We start from the raw sequence: 23,021 nt of genomic DNA, 5'->3' as shown, positions 1-23,021 counted from the left end.
TTTTATTGTGCTTATTTTGTCATACAAATAGTTTGCTATTTGCAACAAAGTTGTTATCTTGATCACATAATAACCGTGTAAGTTAGTCAGATATTAAGGTTTTATACTTAATAATGACTGAATAACAGACTGTGTTTTTGGAGTGATATTATGAAAATAGCTGTGTTTAGCACCAAAGGGTATGACCAAAAATCATTTGCGCATACTAATAAACAATTCCATCAGCAGCTCACTTATTTTGATTTTCAACTCAATCACCACACTGCAAAAATGGCTGAAGGTTTTGATGCTATTTGTGCATTTGTTAATGACGACCTTAGCGAGCCAATTCTCAAAATATTGGCCGAGCAAGGGGTAAAAATTATCGCAATGCGCTGTGCTGGCTTTGATCGTGTTGATCTTGAAGCCGCCAAGGCATTAAATTTACAGGTCGTTACTGTTCCGGCTTATTCCCCAGAATCTATTGCTGAACATACTCTAGGACTAATGTTAAGCCTTAACCGTCGCATTCATCGAGCTTATCAACGTACTCGCGATGCTAATTTCTCATTAGAAGGATTAACGGGTTACAATTTTCATGGTCGTACTGTTGGCGTTATAGGTACAGGAAGAATTGGTATTGCGACAATTCGTATTTTAAAAGGTTTAGGCATGAATATACTTGCTTATGACCCTTATCCAAATCCTATTGCCCTAGAACTTGGCGTGACCTACTGCACCCTTGATGAAATTTACGCGCAAGCAAATGTGATTACCCTTCATTGCCCGATGAGCAAAGAAAACTATCATATGCTAAACCGTAAAGCATTTGCAAAAATGCGTCGCGGTATGATGATCATTAACACTAGTCGCGGTGGTTTACTCAATTCTAGTGATGCTGTCGAAGCACTTAAAAGCGGTATTATTAGTTCATTAGGTGTTGATGTTTACGAAAACGAAAAAGATTTATTCTTCCAAGATAAATCAAATGACATTATTCAAGATGATGTCTTCCGTCGTTTATCATCGTGTCACAATGTGCTATTTACAGGCCACCAAGCTTTTTTAACTGAAGAAGCACTGGGCAGTATTGCGCAAACAACATTAGAAAGCCTATCTAGCTTTGAAAAAGGTGAACTATCAGGTAATGAGCTTATTAAATAAAAAATAACAGCATCGTTATCATAGCCGTTACCATTTCACTCAAAAGGCGTGTCATGCGCCTTTTTTAGAATTCTACTTAGATTATTGCTTATTAATCTCACTGAACAACCAATCTTTAAATGCTTTTATTTTGGGTGATGTCTGCATCTCTTTGCGGCAAACAACATAGTAGCTATGGGCTGAGTTCATCGTCATATCAAAAGGTGAGACTAAACGGGATGTAGCAAGTTGTTCGGCCACAAACGATTGTCTTGCCATAGCTACTCCCATCCCAGTCGTCGCTGCTTTAATGGCTAAATCTGCCCGATCAAAAGTACAATTATTATCAGGCAATGCGACATTGAAATATTGAGCCCAAAATTGCCACTCATCATTTCTGCCCGCTCTCGCCCATGGTGCTGCATCATGCAACAACAAACAATGCATCAAATTTTCAGGTTGGTTATAAAGTTTATTCTTTAATGCGTAGTCATGGCTACACACAGGAAACATGGTTTCTTCAAGTAATTTATCTACCGCGAGATTAGGATAAATACCATTACCGAAATAAATTGCACAGTCATAACTCTCAATTTGAAAATCAACTAAGTCATTCCTCGTACGTAGATGAATACGTAAATTAGGGTATTTATCTATAAAAGATGTTAAACGAGGAACAAGCCATGTTTGAGCAAAAGTCGGAGGAGCTGAAACGGTTAAATCACCACATAGCTCCGTACTTTTCAAATCGCGGATTTCATGAATAATATTACCAAAATTAGACGCTAAGACTTGCTTTAAGCGTTGACCTTCATCGGTCAATACTAATTTTCGATGTTGTCGAATAAATAATTGAACATCTAAAATATCTTCAAGATTTTTAATCTTATGGCTAACTGCACTTTGCGTTAAACACAAAATTTCAGCAGCTCGAGTAAAACTCATTTGATCTGCTGCAATCAAAAAACAATGTAATCCAGAAAGAACAGAACCTGATAACTTAGATAATTGCATACTATAGCCACGACAACATAATTGTTGCAAGCATAGCAAAAAAACCGCATCTTCTCAGCTACATCATCTTAAATAGACTTACATTATCAATTAGCTAACTCTATTAATGTGTTTGCTGGCGGTATTCATCAAGTAACTGTTGCTTATGATCTTCACTTAATAACTGCCAATGTCCACCTTGAATAGCCCCTGCAAATATCCATAACAGTTTATGATCTAATTCTTGACCATTATGTTCGCACACACGTCTAAACACATTTACGGCACCAACATTAATAAAAGTATCCACATCTAGAACGCCAGCTTTTTTCACCATACGCTCAAGTGTTAATCGCATATTAGGTAAATCCCGTAAACGACGATTTGATTCAGAAGATCTAAAATGTTTATCACGACAAGAAAAGGCTATTGATTCTTCTACAAACAAATCACATTGAGATTGATCCGTTAAAAATAGTTTATTGATTTCATAATAGTTAACAGTTGCAGTCTTACTTTTTTTTATATGTCTAAACTTTTCGCAACCAGAACGAATTAATTTCTCATCAAGTTCATTCCCTCCACGAATATACATTGAGGTCGGCGTTACAATGGCAAACATGGCACTATTAATAAAAATTCCTGTACCACCAAACATAGATCTTTTTTCTTGTTGGCCAAATTTAGATAAATAATTCAAGTAATCATCTTTTATTGACGTCATAGCTTATGCTCCAGATATTATCCATAACAACTAAAAACACACCAAATATTTACCATTAGTAATGTCAATCATTTGACGAGCTATTTTATGCTCATAGCAACAACAGATGATACAGCGAGCATTCGAATATGAGATTGCTCCCATATTTTTAGTCGAAAATTTATGAAACAAATTAACAATTAGCCACTTTTGATACTTATCCTCAATGAAATATATAGTGCTACCCTTAATAAAGTTTCTTGTAAGCGAGTTAATAACGACAAGGATAAACTATGAATACCATCGCATTATTACCTCACGGTGAGCATTTATTGCCGCAAGGACGACTAACAGTTGTTATTTCAAGAAGCTGTGATATTCGAATGGTAACAGAGGCGATTGCAGATAGTGCATCATTCGCTTTAGGGATGATAGACTCAAATACACCGCCAGAGATAGTGACCAATATTCCAGCGATAGCAACGATAGTGGCAATTAAAGATTTTAATATCAAAAATAGTGGATTATTAGAAATAACCATTGAAGGCATTGATAAAATTTCAATTTCAGCCCTGAGTATGGCGTATGATAATTTGCTTACAGCGACCTACGAACATCATTATAATTGGCCCAGTATTGAAATAGATATGACCAACCAAATTTTAGCAGACAAACTCAAATTATTGTTTCTATCAATGCCAGAAATAAGCCAACGTTATCCGCAACCTAACTATCAAGATGCAACTTGGGTTTGCCAGCGTTGGTTAGAAATATTACCTATCGAAATAAAACAAAAACAAGCGCTCATCTACCAACCCACTGCAGATATTACTATTAACTTCCTATTACAGCTGCTGCAAGATCATAACTTAATTAATAATCTAAAATAATGGCGTAATTCAGTAACTCAAGCGTTAACTGCGTCAAAAAAATAGCAGCTTACACTTTGTACATGACGTAACAATGCGTACACTCATAACACCTCTTACCACTGTAATATTTTGATGTCACATTTATCTTTTTTTTGGCTAGAAGCTAATAACCAACATCATATTCGCGCTATTCAGTCGAATCTTTGCCATTCAATAAAAAAGGCAGCACGCTATAACAGGTTAACCTTACCATCCATTCCAGATACACTATTAACCTTAAATATACTGTGTGAAGATCCTGAAACAACTGTACATGATGTTGCTACTTTATTAATTGATGATCCCGTATTAACAGCCAATATTATTCGAACTGCAAACTCGGCAATTTTTAACCGCCGTAATATTATTTGCAACGATATTTTCACAGCAGTATCGCGTTTAGGTATTATTAGAATAAGAGATATTATTACAGCTCAAATAATTTATTCTTTAAAAAACACCTCAATTGAAAACATTGAATGTAACTTATTACTTAAAAATAGCGCCTTTCATTCACGTCAATTTGCGGCAACAATGGCGTTAATTTGCCAAAAAATGCACCTTTATAGTAATAAACCCTTTAAACTTGAGCCAGAGAAAGCATTATTAACAGGTCTATTAGCTGACATTGGTTTATTTGGGCTCATCAATGAATACTCACAATTTATTAAACAAGGCAATTATCTTGATTTTAATATCGCTAAATATATCTTCCAAGATAACTGCGCATTAACCAGTAAAGTGGTGCTCAAACAATGGGGATTTGATGAGGATTATATTGCAGTTGCGACAAATACAATAACAACGCACCATGATAGCGAGATCAGTTATTTAACGATTGCACGCATGGCACATCACTTTTTGCTCTTCAAAACAAATGATGCTGCGATCAATGAACATGAAATTGAATTAGATCTTACTGGTGCAGAAGTGATGTATGAATTAACCAATATGTCTGAACTTGAGTTTGAGAAACAACTGCAACAAATCACCCATAGCTGCGGTATTTAATTTAACAGCCTAAATGTTTAACCTCTCTCTACGTTCGTCTAATCTCCCCATTAGGCGATACGTTTTGACATATATGCATACACTTTAAGATAATTTCACTCAGTTCTTTCCTGTTGATAGATATACTCTTTCTGTTTTTTTATGTTATATTCGTCACAAAGTTAACGCTTAATCTTTAATCACTTATTATGATGTTGTTACAGCAACATTGTATTAAGATATTCACAGTGCCATTTTCAACGCAGTTTTATACATATAAGGATAAATATGTTATCGGGGATCTTACTCATTTTTTTACCATTGGTATTGGGATACTTAATCCCTATAAAAAAAGCCAATATTCTTGAATTTATTAATACACAAACAAGCCGTTTAGTATTGGTGATTCTCGCATTAATGGGATTAAGTTTAGCCGGACTCGATAACCTCAGTCAGAATTTAGGTCAGATTCTGTTATATACTTTTACTTTTTTTATCTCTATCTCAGTATGTAATCTACTCGCACTACCATGGCTAGATCGTTTATGGCCCACACCCACATCACATATACATCGAAAATTACCGCTAACAAAAATGATGCTTGAATCAGGTAAATTAGTTGTCGTGGTGGCGCTTGGTTTAATTGTTGGATTGTTATTAAACCTTGATTTGTCATGGGTAGAACAAGCTAGTGAGCATATTTTATTATTACTGCTATTTTTTGTTGGTATTCAACTTCGTAATAGCGGCATGACACTACGACAAATTATCCTCAATAAAAAAGGCGTTATCATTGCTGCGGTCATTCTCGTAACATCATTATTAGGCGGTATTATTGCCGCGCTGTTACTTGGCATTCCCATTAATAACGGCTTAGCAATGGCATCAGGTTTTGGTTGGTACTCATTAGCTGGAATATTAATTGGTGACGGTTTAGGCAGTATTTATGGTGGAGCAGCATTCTTAAATGAGCTTCTGCGTGAAATGTTAGCGTTAATAATGATCCCACTACTTATTAACCGTTATCCAAACACTGCAATTGGTTATGCTGGTGCAACAGCAATGGACTTTACCTTACCTGTTATTCAGAACTGTGGTGGTATCCGTTGTGTACCTATCGCCATTGTTAGTGGCTTTATTTTAAGTATGTTAGTACCTATTTTAATTCTCTTTTTCTTATCTTTATAAAAATAAAAACCTCAGCCAATTAAGCTGAGGTTTTTTATCAAGGTACTCGTCATAAATCACAATCAATTGATCTAATTTGACTTATTTTTTACCAAATAAGTTTGCTGCCATATTAAATAAGCCAGAAACGCCACCAACGGCATTTAATAGTTCACCTGCAATTTCACCCGCAGGACTCGCGTTATCAACCATAGCAGGAAGTGCTTCACTTAAGCCAGTTTTAGCTTCTTGCTCGGGAATATTTAATTCATTCGCAAAATCAGACAACTGCGAGCCTGAAAAAATATTACCAATATCATCAGCTGAAATCGCGTTATTCTCACCATTACCAAGCCAGCTTTGCAAAACATTCGCAAGGCCTGCTCCATCAATAGATGACAATAGTTGTTCTAAATTCACACCTTGACCATTATCATCACCACCAAGCAAACGAGACAGTGCTGAGACAATAGAACCTTGGCTTAATCCACCGGTATTTGCTTGTGACTGACTAAATAACTGTGCGCCAATTTCTAGTATTTTTGCAATATCCATACATATCCTCGTTTACTTTATTAATGTGGGGTGATTAAAAGTTACGCCTAAATTATGCCTGAGTAATACGTAACTTTTGTCCAGCAAAAATCAAATCTGGATTTTGAATAACTTCTTTGTTTTCTTCAAAAATTTGCTCATACTTAGCGCCGTTGCCTAGTGTTTTTTCAGCGATCTTCCATAAGCTATCACCCTCTTCAACAACGTAATAAGTCACAGCACTGGTTTCTTCTGGTGCTGTAATATTATCAACAACACTTGCAATACCTTGAGTGTTACCTGCCATTAAAATAGCTTTTTCGCGTGCCGCAGCTGAATCAGCAGCGCCCGATAAGGTAGCAACGCCATCTTCCACACTTATCTGTAGATCGCTGATCCCCGGATTATTCTCTTCAATGTGCTGCGTAATTTTCACAGGAGCTTCATCTTCATTGGAAAATAATTTATGACCAATATCACGCGCAAAATCTAGTAAACCCATTTCTTCTTCCTTTATTAACTCTTTTATTATTATTGAATATTATTTGTATATACAGCAAAAGAGTAATGACCCAACCTCTTAAAAGATAGCACTCAGCGGTGAAAGCTATCTTTCCAATAATGAAAAATAGATGAAATTTAATAAATAACCAGAATTTTTCGCTATAAATTCAAGCAAAACACTTAGATTAAGTATGATATTTATTCAAAACAAACTATTCATAGAAAACACAATAATATAAAACACTGTTTAAATAAAGCACCTGCAATTGCGTAAAAAACCAACAACCTTGTATTTACCTGCAACCATCGATAAAAAATACATAAAAAAAAGCCACAGCATAATGCTGTGGCTTGCGTATTTATGGTGATAACTTAATGCAATGCGACTGTCGTATGGTTGGTACGATCATGCCAAGGTAAATGTGAGAAAGCTAAATATTGAGCTCCACAATAGAGTGGATATAATCCCACCGTTGCGACACAAAGGTAAATTTTATTAAACTCACGCTTTAAGTAACGTTGCTTCGTTAGCGGTTGCTCATCCGTTGCTACCGCTTGTACGCTTAATAAGTAACGTGATAATGACGTGCCTAATAAACGGTAGCAGATCCATTGATAGCCCATAAAGACGCCAATAAATAGCAACATGAGTCCCATAAACAATAGCAATAATGCAGGCAATGCCATGCTATCATTTAACGAAAGCGTCGCGCCAGTGCCATTAGAGAGATAAGCAATAATGCCAAGGTAGATATCACGACCAACCATCGCAAACATCTGCACAATTGCCATATCAATCATGAAGGTACCAATACGTCGGTATTTCAATTTAAAGCTCATTAGCGTACTTACTTACCTAGTTTCGCGTTAATCTGTGCTTTAAAGCCAGCAGCTTGTGCACCATAGATAGCTTGAATCCCCGTATTACCAATCTTCACTAGACCCTTCGCACCTAAATGCTCAGTCCAATATTGATTGTCTTTTACTAAATCACCGTCTTTAACAGTAATACGTAAACGTGTAATACATGCATCAACATCAACGATATTATCTTTACCGCCAAGTGCATTAATCATTTCATCAGCTTGAGATTCATTACCTGTCGTCGCTTTTGATGCGTGGTAATCTTTCTTACGCACAACAGCAACAGCACTACCCTTACGACCTGGTGTTTTCACATCAAACTTCAGAATGAACCAACGGAACAAGAAGAAGTAAACAGGACCATAAATTAGACCAAGCAGTGGAATGTAGTACCAATGGTTTTCAGTACCAGTAAGACCTGGCAACATACCAAACAAAGCGAAGTCAATGAAACCACCACTGAATGTCATACCCACTTTAACCTGTAGCAAGTCCATGATCATAAATGATAGGCCGGCTAGTGGCACGTGGATGAAATAGTAAAGTGGTGCAGATAAGAATAGGAATGTAAATTCGATTGGCTCTGTAATACCTGTCAAGAACGCTGTTAGCGCAACAGAAAACAGTAGACCACCAACCGCAGTTTTATTTTCTTTATCTGCAACAGTGTACATTGCGTAAGCTGCTGCTGGTAAACCAAACATCATGAATGGGAATTTACCCGTCATAAAGTTAGTTGAAGAGAACTGTGAGTAATCACCATTCGCTAAAGAACCAAAGAAAATGTTTTGCGTACCCTTAAACACATGACCTGCGATTTCAGCAGTACCACCAATTTCTGTCTGCCATAATGGAAGATAGAACACATGGTGTAGACCAACAGGAATCAATGCACGCTCGATAATACCGAAAATAAACGATGCAATGTAGCCATGGCCAGAAGCGGTCATTTCACCTAATGTTGCACCGATAGAACCAAATGCAGCACCGATGTAAGGCCAAACAAACACTAACGCGATACCGTAAAATAATGCAGAAAATGCACTAATAATCGGAACGAAACGTGCGCCACCAAAGAAGCCTAAGAATTCAGGTAACTTAATAGCGTGGTATTTATTGTGAAGCACAACAGTAATACCACCAGCAATAAGACCACCAAATACACCCATACTTAGTGTATTGTGAATACCAAGCACATCAGCAAGTACGCCAGCATAATGAGTGCCCATTAATATCACTGTGTTATTGGTGGTATCAACCATACCTGCAACTGTCAATGTTTTTGCAATCGCAACATTCATTACAAGGTATGCAATAGTAGCAGCCAGTGCCGCAGCACCTTTTTCTGCACGCGCAAAACCGATAGCAATAGCTAGTGCGAACATTAATGGTAAGTTTGCGAAGACGATACCGCCAGCTGCGGTCATAACCTGTAGGAAACTATTTAAAAGTGTTCCGTCTTGCAAAATACCAATTTGATACGCTTCAATCATACTTTGGTTAGTAAAACTACCACCAAGCCCCAGCATAATACCAGCGGCTGGTAGCAAGGCTATCGGTAGCATTACTGCTTGAGATAACTTACTGAAAAAGGCTTTCATTACCTTGTCTCCTCGAGATGGACTCTACACTTGTCGATGAAATAAATATAAGACTTTAATTACGTCTCTTTTTCTAAATCATTTTCAAAAACAAATAAGCAGGTGATGAACACTTTCGCAGTTAGAGGCCAGCTCCAATTACCATCGGTAATTGCGTTAGTGAACATTGTTTGCTCCTGAGTATATTTATTTTGAAATAACACTAAGCACTAGCGACATACCCCCGTAGTCATTTGCTAATACTTATTCAGTACTATTTCAGGCATTAGTATAAAATGCGTCGAATAATATAACTTGATGACTATCAAAATTACTAATAAGCAATAAAGTATAATTCCAAACTATAATACAGATCACAATGAAACAAATGTACTCAAATGCCACCATATAATTACAACTCTATGATTTTAAAGATTAAAAAAACACAAAAACCGCCTTTTCTTACAATTTATATCTTCTCCAATAAGTAACCTTTGTAACCTATGTAACATGAATAATAAGTAATATTTGTTAAAAGTTTGTCATATATCCTACGTTTCAACTGCCGCATAATAATTCACACAAAATTCAGTGCCTAATTTATAAATTACATAAAAGACATAAACATCACATTCAATTAAGTTATCTCGCCATCATGCTGGTTAACAGATATAGAAAAAATAATATTCAAAAATATCACTAACAGTTAATTTTTATCTATTTTACAAATAAAAAAATCCCGCGACTTTCATCACGGGATTTTCATAGAGAGGCGAGCTAATATACCTCTCTGTTCATTTAATAGTACAAAGAGTAGCTAATAGCAATTAGCCCTATTCTTTATGCTCTGCTTTTTCTTCCGCTGTACGATAATCAAAGATGAAAATCAGTACCATTGGCACAACAAAAGCAACAGCGATTGATACTGCGTAAATCCACATTGGGTGGAACACAGGAATAGTTAATAGTGACGTAAATGCAAACGCTTGAGTTTTAACACTGCCATACATAGAACTAAGAACAGCAAGTGTTACACCACCAGCTAAACAACCTGCAAGTAAACGTGGGTAAACTTTCTTAAAGCGTAAGTGGATACCGTATAGTGATGGCTCTGAAATACCACCAAATAGACCTGCAGCTAACGCACCAGAAGCCGTTTGACGCATAGTGGCATCTTTTTCACGAAGCGAAATCAACAATACACCCGCAGTTGCACCGAAACATGCGAAGTTCCACACACCCATAGGGCCTTGAATGAAGTCATAACCTAATGTTTGAATATTCATTAACATTAGTGCATTTAGTGGCCAGTGTAGACCCAATGGAACAAGGAATGGGTATAGTAATGGAATTAGAATCGCGAACACAAATGGGGCGTGCGTATTTAACCAAGCTAGACCAAGACCTAAGTAAGTACCAATCCATACACCTAGAGGACCAATCAAAAACGCAGTTAGCGGAATCATGATGATCAAAGAAAGGAATGGTACAAATACCATGTGCAGGTTGTCAGGAATGATTTTCTTTAAAAAGCGATAAACAAGCGCTAATACTGCAACCATGATCAACGGCACAAATACGTTACCAGAGTAATCATTAAGCTGCATTGGTAAACCAAACACGTGAGCAACGTGAGAGACAGTGCCTAAAGTTGCATCTTTAATAGACGTTGTTGATGCTAATGACGTTAGCTTTTGGAAATCAGGCGTCATTAACGCCCCCATGATCGCCGCACCTAACCAAGGGTCAACCTTAAGTTTTTTAGATGCGTTGTAAGCAACCATAATTGGCAAGAAATAGAATACAGTATGCCACATTGAATCGACAAAGACCCAACCTGCAGACTTGTCACCTCTAAAATCAACAATGTGTAGCGCATCTAATACCGCACATAGTGCAATAATTAACGACGCACCCAGTAAAATACCTAAAATGGGACGGAAAGAGTCTGAAAGGTATTCAAAGAAACCATCAACCCAAGCAACTTTACCGCGAACACCGCTAGAGCGTAGTGATGCTTTTACATCATCATTAGATGCAGCAGCAGGTTTAGCTTCGTTATTGCTTGCGCTATTACCACTATTCGCTTGCTTTTCCATTAACTGTTGCAGTGCGCTATGCATAGTCGCAACACCACCACCAACAACAATTTGGTAGCGCTCGCCACTTTGAGGGACACAACCCATTACATCAGGAATAGCATCTAATGCGGCTTTATCTACAATTGAGTTATCGTTTAATTCAAAACGTAAACGCGTTGCACAGCACGTCAAAAACTTAATGTTAGCAGCACCACCAACCCCTTCCAGGATTCTCTCTGCTGAGGATTTATTGCCATTCGACATAATTTTTACCCTATATATCCAAATCAATACCAATGACACAAGTATCTTTCACTGGTATGTACGTAATAACTCATTAATTTTATTGGTATAATTAAGGGTTATATACAATATTTATCTACTTTAATAAATTTAGCTTAGCTCTTTAGAATAATAAATTGATTAAAGCATTCTTAACAAGCATAACCCAGATGGTGATATTGCTCGTTTTTGACCGATATTTCCAGAATATACTTAAATAACATGCGAAATATAAAACATGGATCACACTGATCGCACTAAGAGCTGTAAATTACTGATAATAAAACCAAAAAAACGTAATTCTAATAAAACTTTTATTACAAAAATGAAACGTAAGTAACGTAATGTAACTCAAATAATACAAAAAAATCGCAATGCCATGTTCAACATAGCTAAATGCAATACCGTTTTATCTTATTAATTAGCAATCATTGAGAATGACGCATATAAGCAACCAATAATGCTTATAAAATAGCCATAGCGATAAAAAAGCCTTAGAAAGGTAACAAGTATAAGTTTCTATCTAGACACACTAAAAACTAATCCTACTCTCGCTATTTGTTAATCAAGCATAAAAATAATTAGCCAAAAGTAATGTATACAAAGCTAACTTCAACACTTTTTCGCACCATTCAGACGCTTCATGACAACTCTTAAAAAACACATTCAGAGTGCTCGCTCGATGCGCTATAGCGTTGACGAAGTATTTTTTGATATTAACCTCCTGCAACGTATTAACATCGATCTCAATCAACATGTAAAACACTACGTCAAGCCATTTATAAAGAAACTGGAGTGTCAACAGGAGTTAGTGTCGGCAAAAACCTCACTTAGCCAAAGTCTCCTCCTAGGCTGCAAAAATTGCCAATCTTATCAAGGGTAATGCGTATTGATGAACGAACAACAAGAGACCACTAAAATATGGCCTTAAGGTTACATATTTTATGTGTGCTAACAGACTTAACTTATTATTGAGTATTGGACTCTAACTAAATACAAATTAGCCAAAATATAGAAAGTGAACTTAATCAACTATACCACTTCAATTAAAATGTCGTTATATAGATATTCACAACTAATATGCTTACAGTTAATAACATTTAATTCAATAACTTATACGCAACTCCAAAATATAATACAAAACATTGAGATTATATTATAACTTTGAGAAATAACTCACAAAAGAAAAGCCATATATATATGGCAACAGCTTTATAAAATAAAATTATCACCACATTTAATGATTATTCTATTCTATGAAACAACTACTATTATTTTATATTTTTATGCTTTCACTTAATATAGAGACAACGTCTACATTATCTAACTTAGATAACGTTTGGCTTAAATTAGGTCTTTCTTCAAGATTTACAAATAATGCTAAAATAGATCAAATTACAGAGTTAGCTGAAATACCAAATTTAAAAGATCGAGGAGATGACTTAATCGGTATTGACTCTGATAACAATGGAATTAGAGATGATATTGATAATTTCATTCAACTTAACTATCCAGATGTGACTCAAAAAAAAGCGGCTGAGCAATTAGCGAGAGGACTTCAGAAAACATTAATTGCTGACATTGATAATAAACTTAAAGTCAAACAAATAAACAAGCTTAACTCTAGAGCTATTAATTGCATATTCTCTAAATTCAATAGTACAAAGGAAAATGCAATATACCCTGCTCGTGTCGCTTCAGAGCTGGAATCAATAACGACCAATACTAAAAAACGACTATTAGCCTATCTTAAATTTAATAAAGCTCTAGATGGAACAACTTGGTCTCTTCCTATCGGTGATTCTTGTGAATAAATTAAAATGAAATGATCCCATAAAGTTGGACATTTCGATTAAGCGGCTTGTAAGGTCTGATTTCAATATTCAATCGGACTCAGGACTTTTAATTTAACCTTGATCGCTATGTATAATAGATTTTTCACCCTCCTTTAATTTTGCAATAGCAGATGTCAGCATATCAGTAAGCTAGTGCTTCTTTCTACTCCTCACGTGTCCTCTGATTTTGGTGTACATTGAGGTTGATACTTCATGGATAGCCAGCCTAATCATTAAGGTTAAAGCCCTTTGATACCTCAGTCTCAGTATCCAGAGGAAAAGGTTTAATACTGCACTAGTATGCGTTACAGACCAGCTTTCGTCCTCATTAAATTAAACGCTTTTAGCGTTACCGTTAAATATTGAACCCTAAAGATAAATGAATATATATTGCGGATAGTAAAAACTTGAGCCCAATAACGTATTTTACGCGATGAAATGGAATATTGTTTAGCGTGCAACGTCGATAATACACCTGTCAAGCATTACTTGACTAAGATACATTTTACCTATCTACTAGATTTTGACATGAAAAGACCCCGAATAATTAGGAGTCCAACTATTCGGGATCAATTCAAATAACTTAGCTTTAAGTTATATAACTAGAGATCTTATTCACAAATCCCTAATAACTGCCAAGGTCCACCTAAATCTGGCTGATTGTTAGTATTCCACCATTTTGCTTCATAAGTATTGCTGCCATAAGTTACTTGCTCTCCTGTGGTATAAGTAGCTGTGCTATCCCATACTGTAGGACAAGCACTACCTTGTTCAAAACTTACCTGTAATTGATGATTACTCGACAAATTAGAAAAGATATAACTATTTGCAGAAGGATAAGTCACATTATTCACAATAATATCTTTTACTTTATATCCAGTATCAGGTATGAAATTAATCATAAAGTCACGACCACCTTGACCAATAATTATTCCATTACTATCTGGCATAGGTGAAATTGTTCCACCGATCCCAATAACAGATGCTGTAATATTAAACATTACAGGTATATCAATAGTAACATCTTCATAAGAACCACTAAATCCTGAAAAATTAGCTGCGGATAATGAATTAACGTCAGTGTTCAACATAATGACAGTTTTATTATCCCCTTGAGAAAAAGGCTCTAATAATGATAACTCTACATTAGGGCCATTCTGCATTAATTTAACAGCAGAAAAAGGAACAGGTTGATTACTTGGTACTGTTAAAACTGTTTTATTAGTATCAAAGGTTTTGACCGTTAATGTCATATTCCATCCCCAATTAAGGTGATCTAACGGAACGATATAACCCAGACGATCAAAACTTCCCGTAACATTAATAAACATATCAGGATGTAAGTCTGCTAGCGTTAATCCAACTAATTCGTAAGATGCATAAATACCACCATCATCAGCTTGAGGTCCAATAACCACAGAATTAATCGTTTCATAAGCTTTCATATGCTTAAATCCAATCCCAGCAGTTCCTTCAATACGGTCAACTGCAGGATTAAAATTATCTACAACTTGCTTACCAGAATTCCAAGCAAGTGTATATACCTTTGATTCCACAATAACTTGAGATAAATTTTCAAGCACGTCAGTTGCGCTAACATTATTTAAGAGAATAGTTTGCCCTGAAAATTGTAATTCAGCACTACCATTAATGTCAGATACTGTCATTGTTGCTAATGGATTAACTGTTTTCCAACCTCGTAAAATAATCAAATCGGTACCTACGACAAAATCAGTAACTGTTGTGGTGCCACCATTGTATTCATTTATAAGCAGTTGATTATGACCCCCACCAAGAATAACTGTATCATCTCCCCATCCAGCACTCATAACCTCATCAAACAAAGAACCATGAGTAATACTATTTCCTGGGACATCAAATAATGTATCGTAACCACCGAATTTATGTACATACTTTGTGATACAAGTACCTATCTCATCACAAGTAATTTTATCTTTAATTAATAGATCTGCAGTTCCCCATGCTCCACGTAAGTGAGCTGCAGCCATAACGCCAGATATCGTTGCTTGTACAGTAATTGGCTGTCCATTATCATCAACATCAGGCCAACTTTTAACCAATGCTTGTTCCCATGTCATATTCGCATCAGCCAATAACTTAGAAATTATCTTATAGTTGAAATGCATGGCATCACGAATTACTAGCTCTTGCTTTTCTGGTTTTACAAGATCACTAAAGCTATTCACTCCATTTTTACCAACAAACGTCCCTTCCCAGCGGTTAATATCAGTAACATAAACTTGATTACCCCCAGAACCAGGAATTTCAGCTAATACCTCTGTTTTACAGCCAATCCAAGTTGAATCAGGAACAAACATGTAAAAATTATCATATTCTTTCCCTTCAATTTTGACTGTTTTTGGACTGTAATATCCAGCATCGATCAAAACTGCTTCACCAAGTTGATAGCCAACAAATCCCCATGCATTAAGAGAGTTATACTGCATATTTTTAAACATATTTAAATCATGAGGGGTTGTTGGATTGTAAATTTCATTAATACCTAGCTTTGTGAAAAACTCATTAACTGTTGTTGGTTCAGAAATCATGACACCAGTAGAACAATCACGAACTAATCGTCCAGGACGCGTCACTTGAGCATAGGTATAAACAGGATTATCTAAATTCTCCGAATAGAAATCGCTTAATGCTGGATTAATACCAGATTCAAAATCACGAAGACTATCAAGAAATTCCTGAACGCCACCATCTCCAGCCATCACATGACCAGATAATGTTAATCCAATAAATAATGATAAATATGTTCTTTTTTTCATTGCGTAACTCCTTATACACATAGAATAACTAAGAACATTTATATTTATGTTTCTTAGCCGAGTAATATAACAAACACTATTAATTTAGAAATGAATGACCAAATTGTGGCCGTGTAGCCTTAAAAAAATCAGTAACACTGGCACCAACATCAGCAAGAGTAGAAAGTGTACCAAATTGCTTATATTTCCAAGGAGAGTGGTAAACAAGAATAGGCACCATTTCGCGGGTATGGCATGAGTGACCAATAAAAGGATCATTACCATGATCTGCCATTACAACTAATATATCTTTAGACGTCATTGTGGATATAATTTTTGCTAATCCATTATCAGCTAATTCAAGTGTATTCCAATAACGTTCAGGATCTTGTTGATGACCAGAAAGATCCGTTTCTTGTATATTTGCGCAGAAAAAACCATCCTCAATAATATTCAAATCATCAATGAGTAAAGAGAATACACGATCAGTATCCACTATTGATGTATAAGAAACACCTTGATTATTCTGTACAATATCAGCAACTTTTCCATATAGGTAACTAGTAATACCTACCTGATTTAAACAAAAAGGAACTTGTGTTGTAGCATCAACACCATAACCTAAATGTGCAACTTGAAAACCTTTCTCATAGGTACCTGACGCTGGTGCATTTACACCAATAAAACAAGGAGTCCCATCTTTATTATTACGGACTTCAATTGCTTCATAAATTGGAGTCATACCATCAATACAACCACCAAAAGCAATATTGCGACTAACACAATTTGCTTTACGGACAACTTGAGCTATTTTTTTTACTTCATCAAAACTAATCAAATTAAGATTAGCTGTCAGATTATAGACTTGACCGAGATCAGCTTCTAAATTATCTCCAATTACCACACAACCATTTACCTCTAATAGTGCAAGATCTTGGTAATATAAACGTTCAACATAATAATTATTATGTTGTAATGCTGATTCAATCGCTTCAATAGAAGCATTAAATGGTGTAATAACAGGATCAATAGGTTTTGTTCCCATAATTTCTTGATGCCCCATAAAGGTATCGCATCCAATATGAAATAATTCAGATCGTCCCCAATTGGCTTTCTTATTTGGCACCATAACTGAATCTATCGAAGGTATAGTATTTAATAATCCTAACATCTCTAACGTTGGTAAACGTCGATGTGAAAAATGTTGAATTAAATGACTCGCAGTATTTGCACCAATATCTTGAGGACGAAAATGTGCTACATCTGACATTTCTCCTATACCAAATCCATCTAATACAACAACAATAAATCTAGCCATTTCATTCACCTCTGTATTTGTTTTCCTTGAGTGTCAAATAATCCCAGTAGTCTAGGCTGGGAAGTTGAAATACCCTCGACTAAAGCAACATCACTTCTAGTAACAAAAAGTTGTGTACGAAAAGCCATGACGACAGGAGAACCAACAACTGCTACCCCCTCTAATTGGAAATAATAATCAATATTACTTCCATCATTAGGGCAAAGAGGCACTAGTCGATTTTGTGAAGACTGAGGTTCAAAAACTAAAGCACTCTCCACTTGACTACGATTGTAATATCCGCCGCCATAGCAATAACTACGATCAGCAAATTGATGTGAAATTTCTGTGAGATAAAGCATGGCGATTTTTTCAGGTTGACTACCATCTTGATTTGAAGGAATCGTACCTGTCAGCGCATGCCCTGGTTCACCATGAGTACCACCATATTCGTTAATTAATGGAATGGTCTCAAAACTTGTTGAAGACGGGAAATTACAATGACTCATTGTATAACCCAATGCTTCAGCTTGCTTAATTGCCAAAACAGCTGTTGATAAGTTGGCGGTTAATTGAGTAGTTTTAGCTTCTTTGTTGTAAAGGAAACAAGGAAAATGTGTAATTCCTACAATCGCCAAATTAGGCAATTCACTAATCGACTTCAGAACTTGAGGTAAAGTGGATAATGGAAATCCAGCTTCTTGATTAGGATAAAGTGAATCACCTTCTTGAAAGAACTTCACTAACACTGATTGGTTATAATTAACTTTACTTGCAGCGACAGATAACTCTTGAGCCTTTTCTAATGAATAGAGAGTAACCACTTCTGGCTTAATGGTTTCAACCAATGCTTTAATAAATTGACTAGGTGGTTGTACAAGATGCCCAACATGACTAACTGTAATTCCCTGTTGTTGAAAGTATCGAGCCTCTTTAAAATCAACACAAACAATACCATCGTACCCTAGTTCTTGAGTCAACATTTTAGCTAACACAGGATTACGACCAAACTGTTTCGTCATAGCATATAAACGAATATTAAATACATCCGCTTGTTGTTTAATTAATTTTGCATTCAGCTTAAATTGGTCAACATCAATAACATAAGTATCAGGTAGTACCACTCCATCATTGAGTAACTGAACGGCACTGGCGATTAATGCTGGGTTTTGTTGCTGTAAGGCTGATAAAAACATAGAAACTCCTTTTGCTATGCAAAAAAGTTAAACCAGTCCTTATGTAAATAACAAAGAGAGATCAGAACGGGCTTAACGGGATGTTATGACAGAATTATCATTCCACTAAAGCGAAAACAATCCAAAGACATACAGAAGATTAAGTGCTATACCAGTTAAAATTGCAGCAACAGCTGGAGCAGCAATTTTTAACACTGGACGTCCCATTATTTCATTAAGGAAAAATAGAACCGTAAAAATAGTTAGTCCGGTTGTACTTCCCATTTTCATTACAGCTAAAACACCACCAATTAATAATGAGAACTCCATTAATGTATTCATTGAGTTACGAATATTATCTGATGCATTACGAATTGATGGAAATTGCTCAAGGAAATGACCTATACGGCGCAGAAACATAACCTCAAGACAAATAGTTAATGCTCCAAGTACTGCCGCGACAGGAATGTTTGGAGAAAGATAACCAATAACAAAAACAAACGTCATCCCAACGACACCGTAGACTCCTGTCGCTAACGCCGTAGTTGCAATTAATGGAATAAAGCCTAAACCACGCATAAATTCAGATAATGCGACCTGTTTAATTGCTACATCCTGTGCCGTAGGATCAGTGATCTTATATGCTTCAGCTAAGGAATATATAGAGACCTCAGAGCCAGCAAAAAATCCAGCATTAGCCACTATAGCAATCAAAGATCCGGTAGCTGCAAGTAATGGAAGATGCTTCATTATCCGTTTAGTACGCTCATCAAATAGACTGTGCATAGAAGACATATCAAGTGGTTCAATACCATTTTTCTTATCTTGAATATCTCGATAAATAGCAATACCTATTAACATCATCATACCAACAAAAATCTGAATAGATTCAGGATAAATAGCAGTAAACTTCATCGTTAATAAGCGAGAGAGTAAAATCACCCCCGAAGCCATAGCCCCTGATTTCCAGCCAAACTGGTAAAAAATAGCTAAAAGTGGAAATAAAGCAAAAGCAGTAATTACCGGAGTTCCTAGCTCACCTAATGCACCTAATGCATCAATAGGTAATCCAGTAAGTACAGCATTAACGCCAGAAAGTGACGTTACAACTAAAAACCCCCATAACCCGCCGGCTGCTGCTGCAAGCCAACGCCGAGCAATCATGACACCTAAAATATCTGTAGGTAAAAAAAGTAACCAAGGGTTAAGTAATCCCGTCGATAACGTAAAAGAAATCCCCACAGAAGCAACAAAGCCTATTGATAATCCAAAAGCAACAGATCCAGCATCACGTCGAGTCATATGACCTTCGACTAGCTGTGGCAAAATTGGCCGAATACCGTCGTGAAATACTGAAGCGCTCATATTGGCAAGCAATGCTGTCATTGAACAGAGTAGAGTCACCAATCCAAGTTGCATATAATCCATGATCAAAATCCTTATTGATTAACTGGTTGCAACTGGCTCACCAATTGAATAATTAATAAAGGAATTGCATGCTCAACATGTTCAACAGACAAACCAAATGCAATTTTCCCCTCCCCTATGAATTTCACTATTTCATCAGGTTTTGCTTGAATCGCAGGTTTTGCGATAGTACAGCATTGACCAAAACCAATAATAGCAATCGCCATCGACAACGCTGCACCCGCTCCTGTATTACAACAACCAATGTAATAATCAAGTTGACCAGATTTAACCTTCATAGATGCTTCCATATCATTGAGGATGTAACACTCAAATATTCCTGGCGCACTTTTTTCAATTTCAGCTTTTATTTGCTCACGCTGTAAACCAGCAATTCCAATCTTTTTCATAACAATTCCTTTTATTATTTAAATAACGTGTAGGGGGTAAGTCTTAGCATTTGGTCAACATTCTGTTCAGTGATTCCATTAGCTTTAAGTTGAGGAATAAATTCATCAATAAGATAACAAAATCCTAAACCTCCATTAGCCTTTAAATGTGAGCGACGCGTGATGTCCATTGACAACATTACTCGATCAAGTAATTGACGCTTACCAAGTGCACATAACATGGCAATACGTTTTTTATCAAGGTAGTAATTGTTCTTTCCTATCGTATCAAACTGGATGTAGCACCCTTGATCTATAAGCCACAAAATATCGTCAAGGTTATCGCGAAGATCACAATGACCAATGGTAACTGCTGATAAATCAACGTTAAATTTCTTTAATAACGCAATTTGTTCGCGCCCCATAGTGCTTAATGATAAATGTGTTGATATTGGCCTACCCGTTTCATAATGTGCCATCGCGGCAGCTTCAAATACTTTTTTTTCTGTCTTTGAAAAATGGTTATTACTACTACCTATTTCACCAATTAACGACGCTTTAAGATAACTATCATCAATGCCTATATTTAACTCTCGAACCATATCAACACTGATATCTTTGGCTGATTGGTTATATATTTTTTTGGGGAAAAAGCCTTCAATATAATGACCAGTCGATAATAAGATGTTCATTCCCGTATCTTTTATTAAATTTTCAATAAATTGAGGATTTCTACCCATAAAACGATTCGTTACTTCAATAATATTGAAAACACCACGGATTTTTAACGCAATAAGCTCTTCACTAATTAATGCATATTGATTTAATTGACAATCAATATCATTTTTTTGTTTAGATAAATCAATATGTAAATGCTCATGGCAATATGTATAACCTCTAATATCAATAGTCATTATGCTTCCTCTGACACAGAGTAATAAAGCGACAGAATATTAGATAAAAAGAAACTATTTTCAGCTTTAGGTACAACAACATTCATAACACGAATAATTTCACGATTAAGAATATCAACTTGAGGGAAAATTGGATCCATCATTATTTCAGCAAACATCTCATCATCCATACCATGATCAATAGGGACTCCGTCATTTATCCTATCAAAAGCACGAGCAAGGTGAATGATCAGCATTTGAAACTGTTCATTCTCAGTATCGACCTTCAATCGAGTCTCAATCAATTCACTTATCTTATGACATCGATTCGCTGATTCAGCACTAATCACGGCGGCTTCTTGCAGTAGTTGTAACCGTTCTTTCATAGTAAAGCTTCCTTGCAAAGATCCATTAATAACTTGGTGTTATTTCACCAATAATGACTTGTTGTTGATGCCTTAATAGCTGAGTGTTATCCAGCATTCGATCTAATAAGACAGTAATATGTGGCGATGTTTTATTGACGACCATCACCGCTTCTGATGCTAGATGGCATTCAGGAAAATGATCTAATGAATACTCACTGAGTCCATTTTCTTTCATATCAAATACTTCAGGCAGCCAAATAACCGCATCAATTTGACCTGATTTCAAATACATAAGGCAGTTGTTGTAATTAATTTCAACTATTTCAATATCATGATGAGAAAAGACTTTTTCTGTTAATATTTTTTGATCAGGTGAAGATGGATCTACACCCACTTTTCGAATACTGTCAAATTCACCACTTCGATAAATCAATCGATGCTCAAAAGAATAAGATTGACGGCCTAATTCCATGACAACTTTCATATCTGAGCCCAATGTCATTGCAGCTAATTTTGACATGATTGCGATATCATAAGTTCCCTTTTGTAAACATTCGGCCCTCGAATTAGCCCCTCGCATATGAGAAAAATATAACGGTAACTGTCCCAGCTGCTGTTTTAGCCCACTCGCAATTCCTTCATAATGCTTTGTATAAGGTAAAGGCATTGCACACACCACATGACCAAAACCTGCATACTTAACAAGTAGCTTATAATTCAAATACTCGATAAACGTTCCATTTCGACCTTGTTTACGTAATTTAACCGCTCCCGTAGATTCCAATGTTGTTAATGCTTTTTGAATAAAACCAACCGAAACACAAAATTCTTCAGATAAAAAATCAATCGTTTTTAATCGTTCATTTACGTATGTAGTCATCAGGTACCGAGCAACATTAATTACAGCAGTACCTTCTTTATTAATATATTGTTCACTCATAATTTTTATCTTCAATATTTTGAAGCTTTAAAATACTCTTATTTAAAATATAAAAAATAAACAGTTCTCATACTTGTGAACGTCTTCATATTTATTTTTTATATACAATTAACATTATTAAAAATATAGGGAGCTATGTAACTCAACATCTAGCTTTATTTTTACCCATATATTTATACTTAATCATACATATAGATATTTAAACTAAA

At 35.9% G+C, this 23,021-nt stretch carries 20 protein-coding genes; 5 read left to right on the top strand and 15 right to left on the bottom strand.

What is annotated here, in order from left to right; all coding sequences use genetic code 11:
- Window positions 1-150: 150 nt before the first annotated feature.
- Window positions 151-1,143: a 2-hydroxyacid dehydrogenase gene (locus tag VXS03_RS06565; RefSeq protein WP_327762720.1), complete on the top strand. Its 993-nt coding sequence runs from the start codon at window positions 151-153 to the stop codon at window positions 1,141-1,143.
- Window positions 1,144-1,224: 81 nt separating this feature from the next.
- Here the strand turns inward: VXS03_RS06565 and dsdC are convergent, their stop codons facing one another.
- Entirely contained in the window at window positions 1,225-2,136 is a 912-nt protein-coding gene (gene dsdC, locus VXS03_RS06560; RefSeq protein ID WP_327762719.1) for a DNA-binding transcriptional regulator DsdC, read from the bottom strand.
- A 103-nt stretch (window positions 2,137-2,239) separates the two neighbouring features.
- Window positions 2,240-2,839 carry a TfoX/Sxy family DNA transformation protein gene (locus VXS03_RS06555; RefSeq protein WP_327762717.1) on the bottom strand — a complete coding sequence of 200 codons (600 nt, stop codon included), beginning with the start codon at window positions 2,837-2,839 and terminating at the stop codon, window positions 2,240-2,242.
- A gap of 272 nt (window positions 2,840-3,111) precedes the next feature.
- Between VXS03_RS06555 and VXS03_RS06550 the strand changes: the two genes are divergently transcribed.
- The 3 genes from VXS03_RS06550 to VXS03_RS06540 all read left to right on the top strand — a co-directional run bounded on the left by VXS03_RS06550 (window position 3,112) and on the right by VXS03_RS06540 (window position 5,907).
- A complete protein-coding gene (locus VXS03_RS06550) occupies window positions 3,112-3,708 on the top strand; it encodes an LON peptidase substrate-binding domain-containing protein (protein ID WP_327762716.1) in 597 nt (198 codons plus the stop codon).
- Window positions 3,709-3,822: 114 nt separating this feature from the next.
- Window positions 3,823-4,740 (top strand): HDOD domain-containing protein, encoded by a 918-nt coding sequence (locus VXS03_RS06545; protein ID WP_327762714.1) that lies wholly within the window; start codon window positions 3,823-3,825, stop codon window positions 4,738-4,740.
- A 267-nt stretch (window positions 4,741-5,007) separates the two neighbouring features.
- Window positions 5,008-5,907: a lysine exporter LysO family protein gene (locus VXS03_RS06540; RefSeq protein WP_080157848.1), complete on the top strand. Its 900-nt coding sequence runs from the start codon at window positions 5,008-5,010 to the stop codon at window positions 5,905-5,907.
- An 81-nt stretch (window positions 5,908-5,988) separates the two neighbouring features.
- Here VXS03_RS06540 and VXS03_RS06535 read toward each other — a convergent pair whose 3' ends face one another.
- From VXS03_RS06535 to VXS03_RS06515, 5 genes are all read right to left on the bottom strand, one after another.
- Entirely contained in the window at window positions 5,989-6,441 is a 453-nt protein-coding gene (locus VXS03_RS06535; RefSeq protein ID WP_327762712.1) for a YidB family protein, read from the bottom strand.
- A 52-nt stretch (window positions 6,442-6,493) separates the two neighbouring features.
- Window positions 6,494-6,922 carry a peptidoglycan-binding protein LysM gene (lysM, locus tag VXS03_RS06530; protein WP_327762710.1) on the bottom strand — a complete coding sequence of 143 codons (429 nt, stop codon included), beginning with the start codon at window positions 6,920-6,922 and terminating at the stop codon, window positions 6,494-6,496.
- 374 nt (window positions 6,923-7,296) lie between these two features.
- Complete coding sequence (locus VXS03_RS06525; RefSeq protein WP_327762709.1) at window positions 7,297-7,752, bottom strand: RDD family protein; 456 nt, start codon at window positions 7,750-7,752, stop codon at window positions 7,297-7,299.
- Window positions 7,753-7,772: 20 nt separating this feature from the next.
- On the bottom strand, window positions 7,773-9,389 hold the full coding sequence (locus tag VXS03_RS06520; protein ID WP_327762708.1) for a PTS transporter subunit EIIC: 1,617 nt from the start codon (window positions 9,387-9,389) through the stop codon (window positions 7,773-7,775).
- An 812-nt stretch (window positions 9,390-10,201) separates the two neighbouring features.
- On the bottom strand, window positions 10,202-11,713 hold the full coding sequence (locus tag VXS03_RS06515; protein WP_327762707.1) for a PTS transporter subunit EIIC: 1,512 nt from the start codon (window positions 11,711-11,713) through the stop codon (window positions 10,202-10,204).
- 1,274 nt (window positions 11,714-12,987) lie between these two features.
- Here VXS03_RS06515 and VXS03_RS06510 point away from each other — a divergent pair.
- Window positions 12,988-13,545: a hypothetical protein gene (locus VXS03_RS06510; RefSeq protein ID WP_327762706.1), complete on the top strand. Its 558-nt coding sequence runs from the start codon at window positions 12,988-12,990 to the stop codon at window positions 13,543-13,545.
- Between the two features lie 632 nt (window positions 13,546-14,177).
- Here VXS03_RS06510 and VXS03_RS06505 read toward each other — a convergent pair.
- The 8 genes from VXS03_RS06505 to yhfZ form a co-directional block, all read right to left on the bottom strand.
- Window positions 14,178-16,364, bottom strand: coding sequence for a carbohydrate-binding protein (locus VXS03_RS06505; protein WP_327762704.1), 2,187 nt, complete (start codon window positions 16,362-16,364; stop codon window positions 14,178-14,180).
- A 79-nt stretch (window positions 16,365-16,443) separates the two neighbouring features.
- Window positions 16,444-17,661: a phosphopentomutase gene (locus tag VXS03_RS06500; protein WP_327762702.1), complete on the bottom strand. Its 1,218-nt coding sequence runs from the start codon at window positions 17,659-17,661 to the stop codon at window positions 16,444-16,446.
- Window positions 17,662-17,666: 5 nt separating this feature from the next.
- A complete protein-coding gene (locus tag VXS03_RS06495; RefSeq protein ID WP_327762700.1) occupies window positions 17,667-18,836 on the bottom strand; it encodes a YhfX family PLP-dependent enzyme in 1,170 nt (389 codons plus the stop codon).
- A 105-nt stretch (window positions 18,837-18,941) separates the two neighbouring features.
- Entirely contained in the window at window positions 18,942-20,243 is a 1,302-nt protein-coding gene (locus VXS03_RS06490) for a YhfT family protein (RefSeq protein ID WP_232610946.1), read from the bottom strand.
- An 11-nt stretch (window positions 20,244-20,254) separates the two neighbouring features.
- The gene (locus VXS03_RS06485; protein WP_327762695.1) at window positions 20,255-20,632 is read right to left on the bottom strand and encodes a DUF2620 domain-containing protein; all 378 of its coding nucleotides are present in this window, start codon (window positions 20,630-20,632) and stop codon (window positions 20,255-20,257) included.
- A gap of 14 nt (window positions 20,633-20,646) precedes the next feature.
- On the bottom strand, window positions 20,647-21,525 hold the full coding sequence (locus VXS03_RS06480) for a phosphotriesterase-related protein (protein WP_327762693.1): 879 nt from the start codon (window positions 21,523-21,525) through the stop codon (window positions 20,647-20,649).
- Window positions 21,525-21,890, bottom strand: a complete 366-nt coding sequence (locus tag VXS03_RS06475; RefSeq protein WP_327762692.1) for a PRD domain-containing protein — start codon at window positions 21,888-21,890, stop codon at window positions 21,525-21,527. The genes VXS03_RS06480 and VXS03_RS06475 overlap by 1 nt, the downstream gene beginning before the upstream one ends.
- Before the next feature lie 25 nt (window positions 21,891-21,915).
- Window positions 21,916-22,812: a GntR family transcriptional regulator YhfZ gene (gene yhfZ, locus VXS03_RS06470; RefSeq protein WP_327762690.1), complete on the bottom strand. Its 897-nt coding sequence runs from the start codon at window positions 22,810-22,812 to the stop codon at window positions 21,916-21,918.
- Window positions 22,813-23,021 lie beyond the last annotated feature (209 nt).

The organism is Photobacterium sp. S4TG1 (assembly GCF_036040035.1).
Lineage (GTDB): Bacteria > Pseudomonadota > Gammaproteobacteria > Enterobacterales > Vibrionaceae > Photobacterium.
This window is presented reverse-complemented; position numbering and strand designations above follow the sequence as displayed.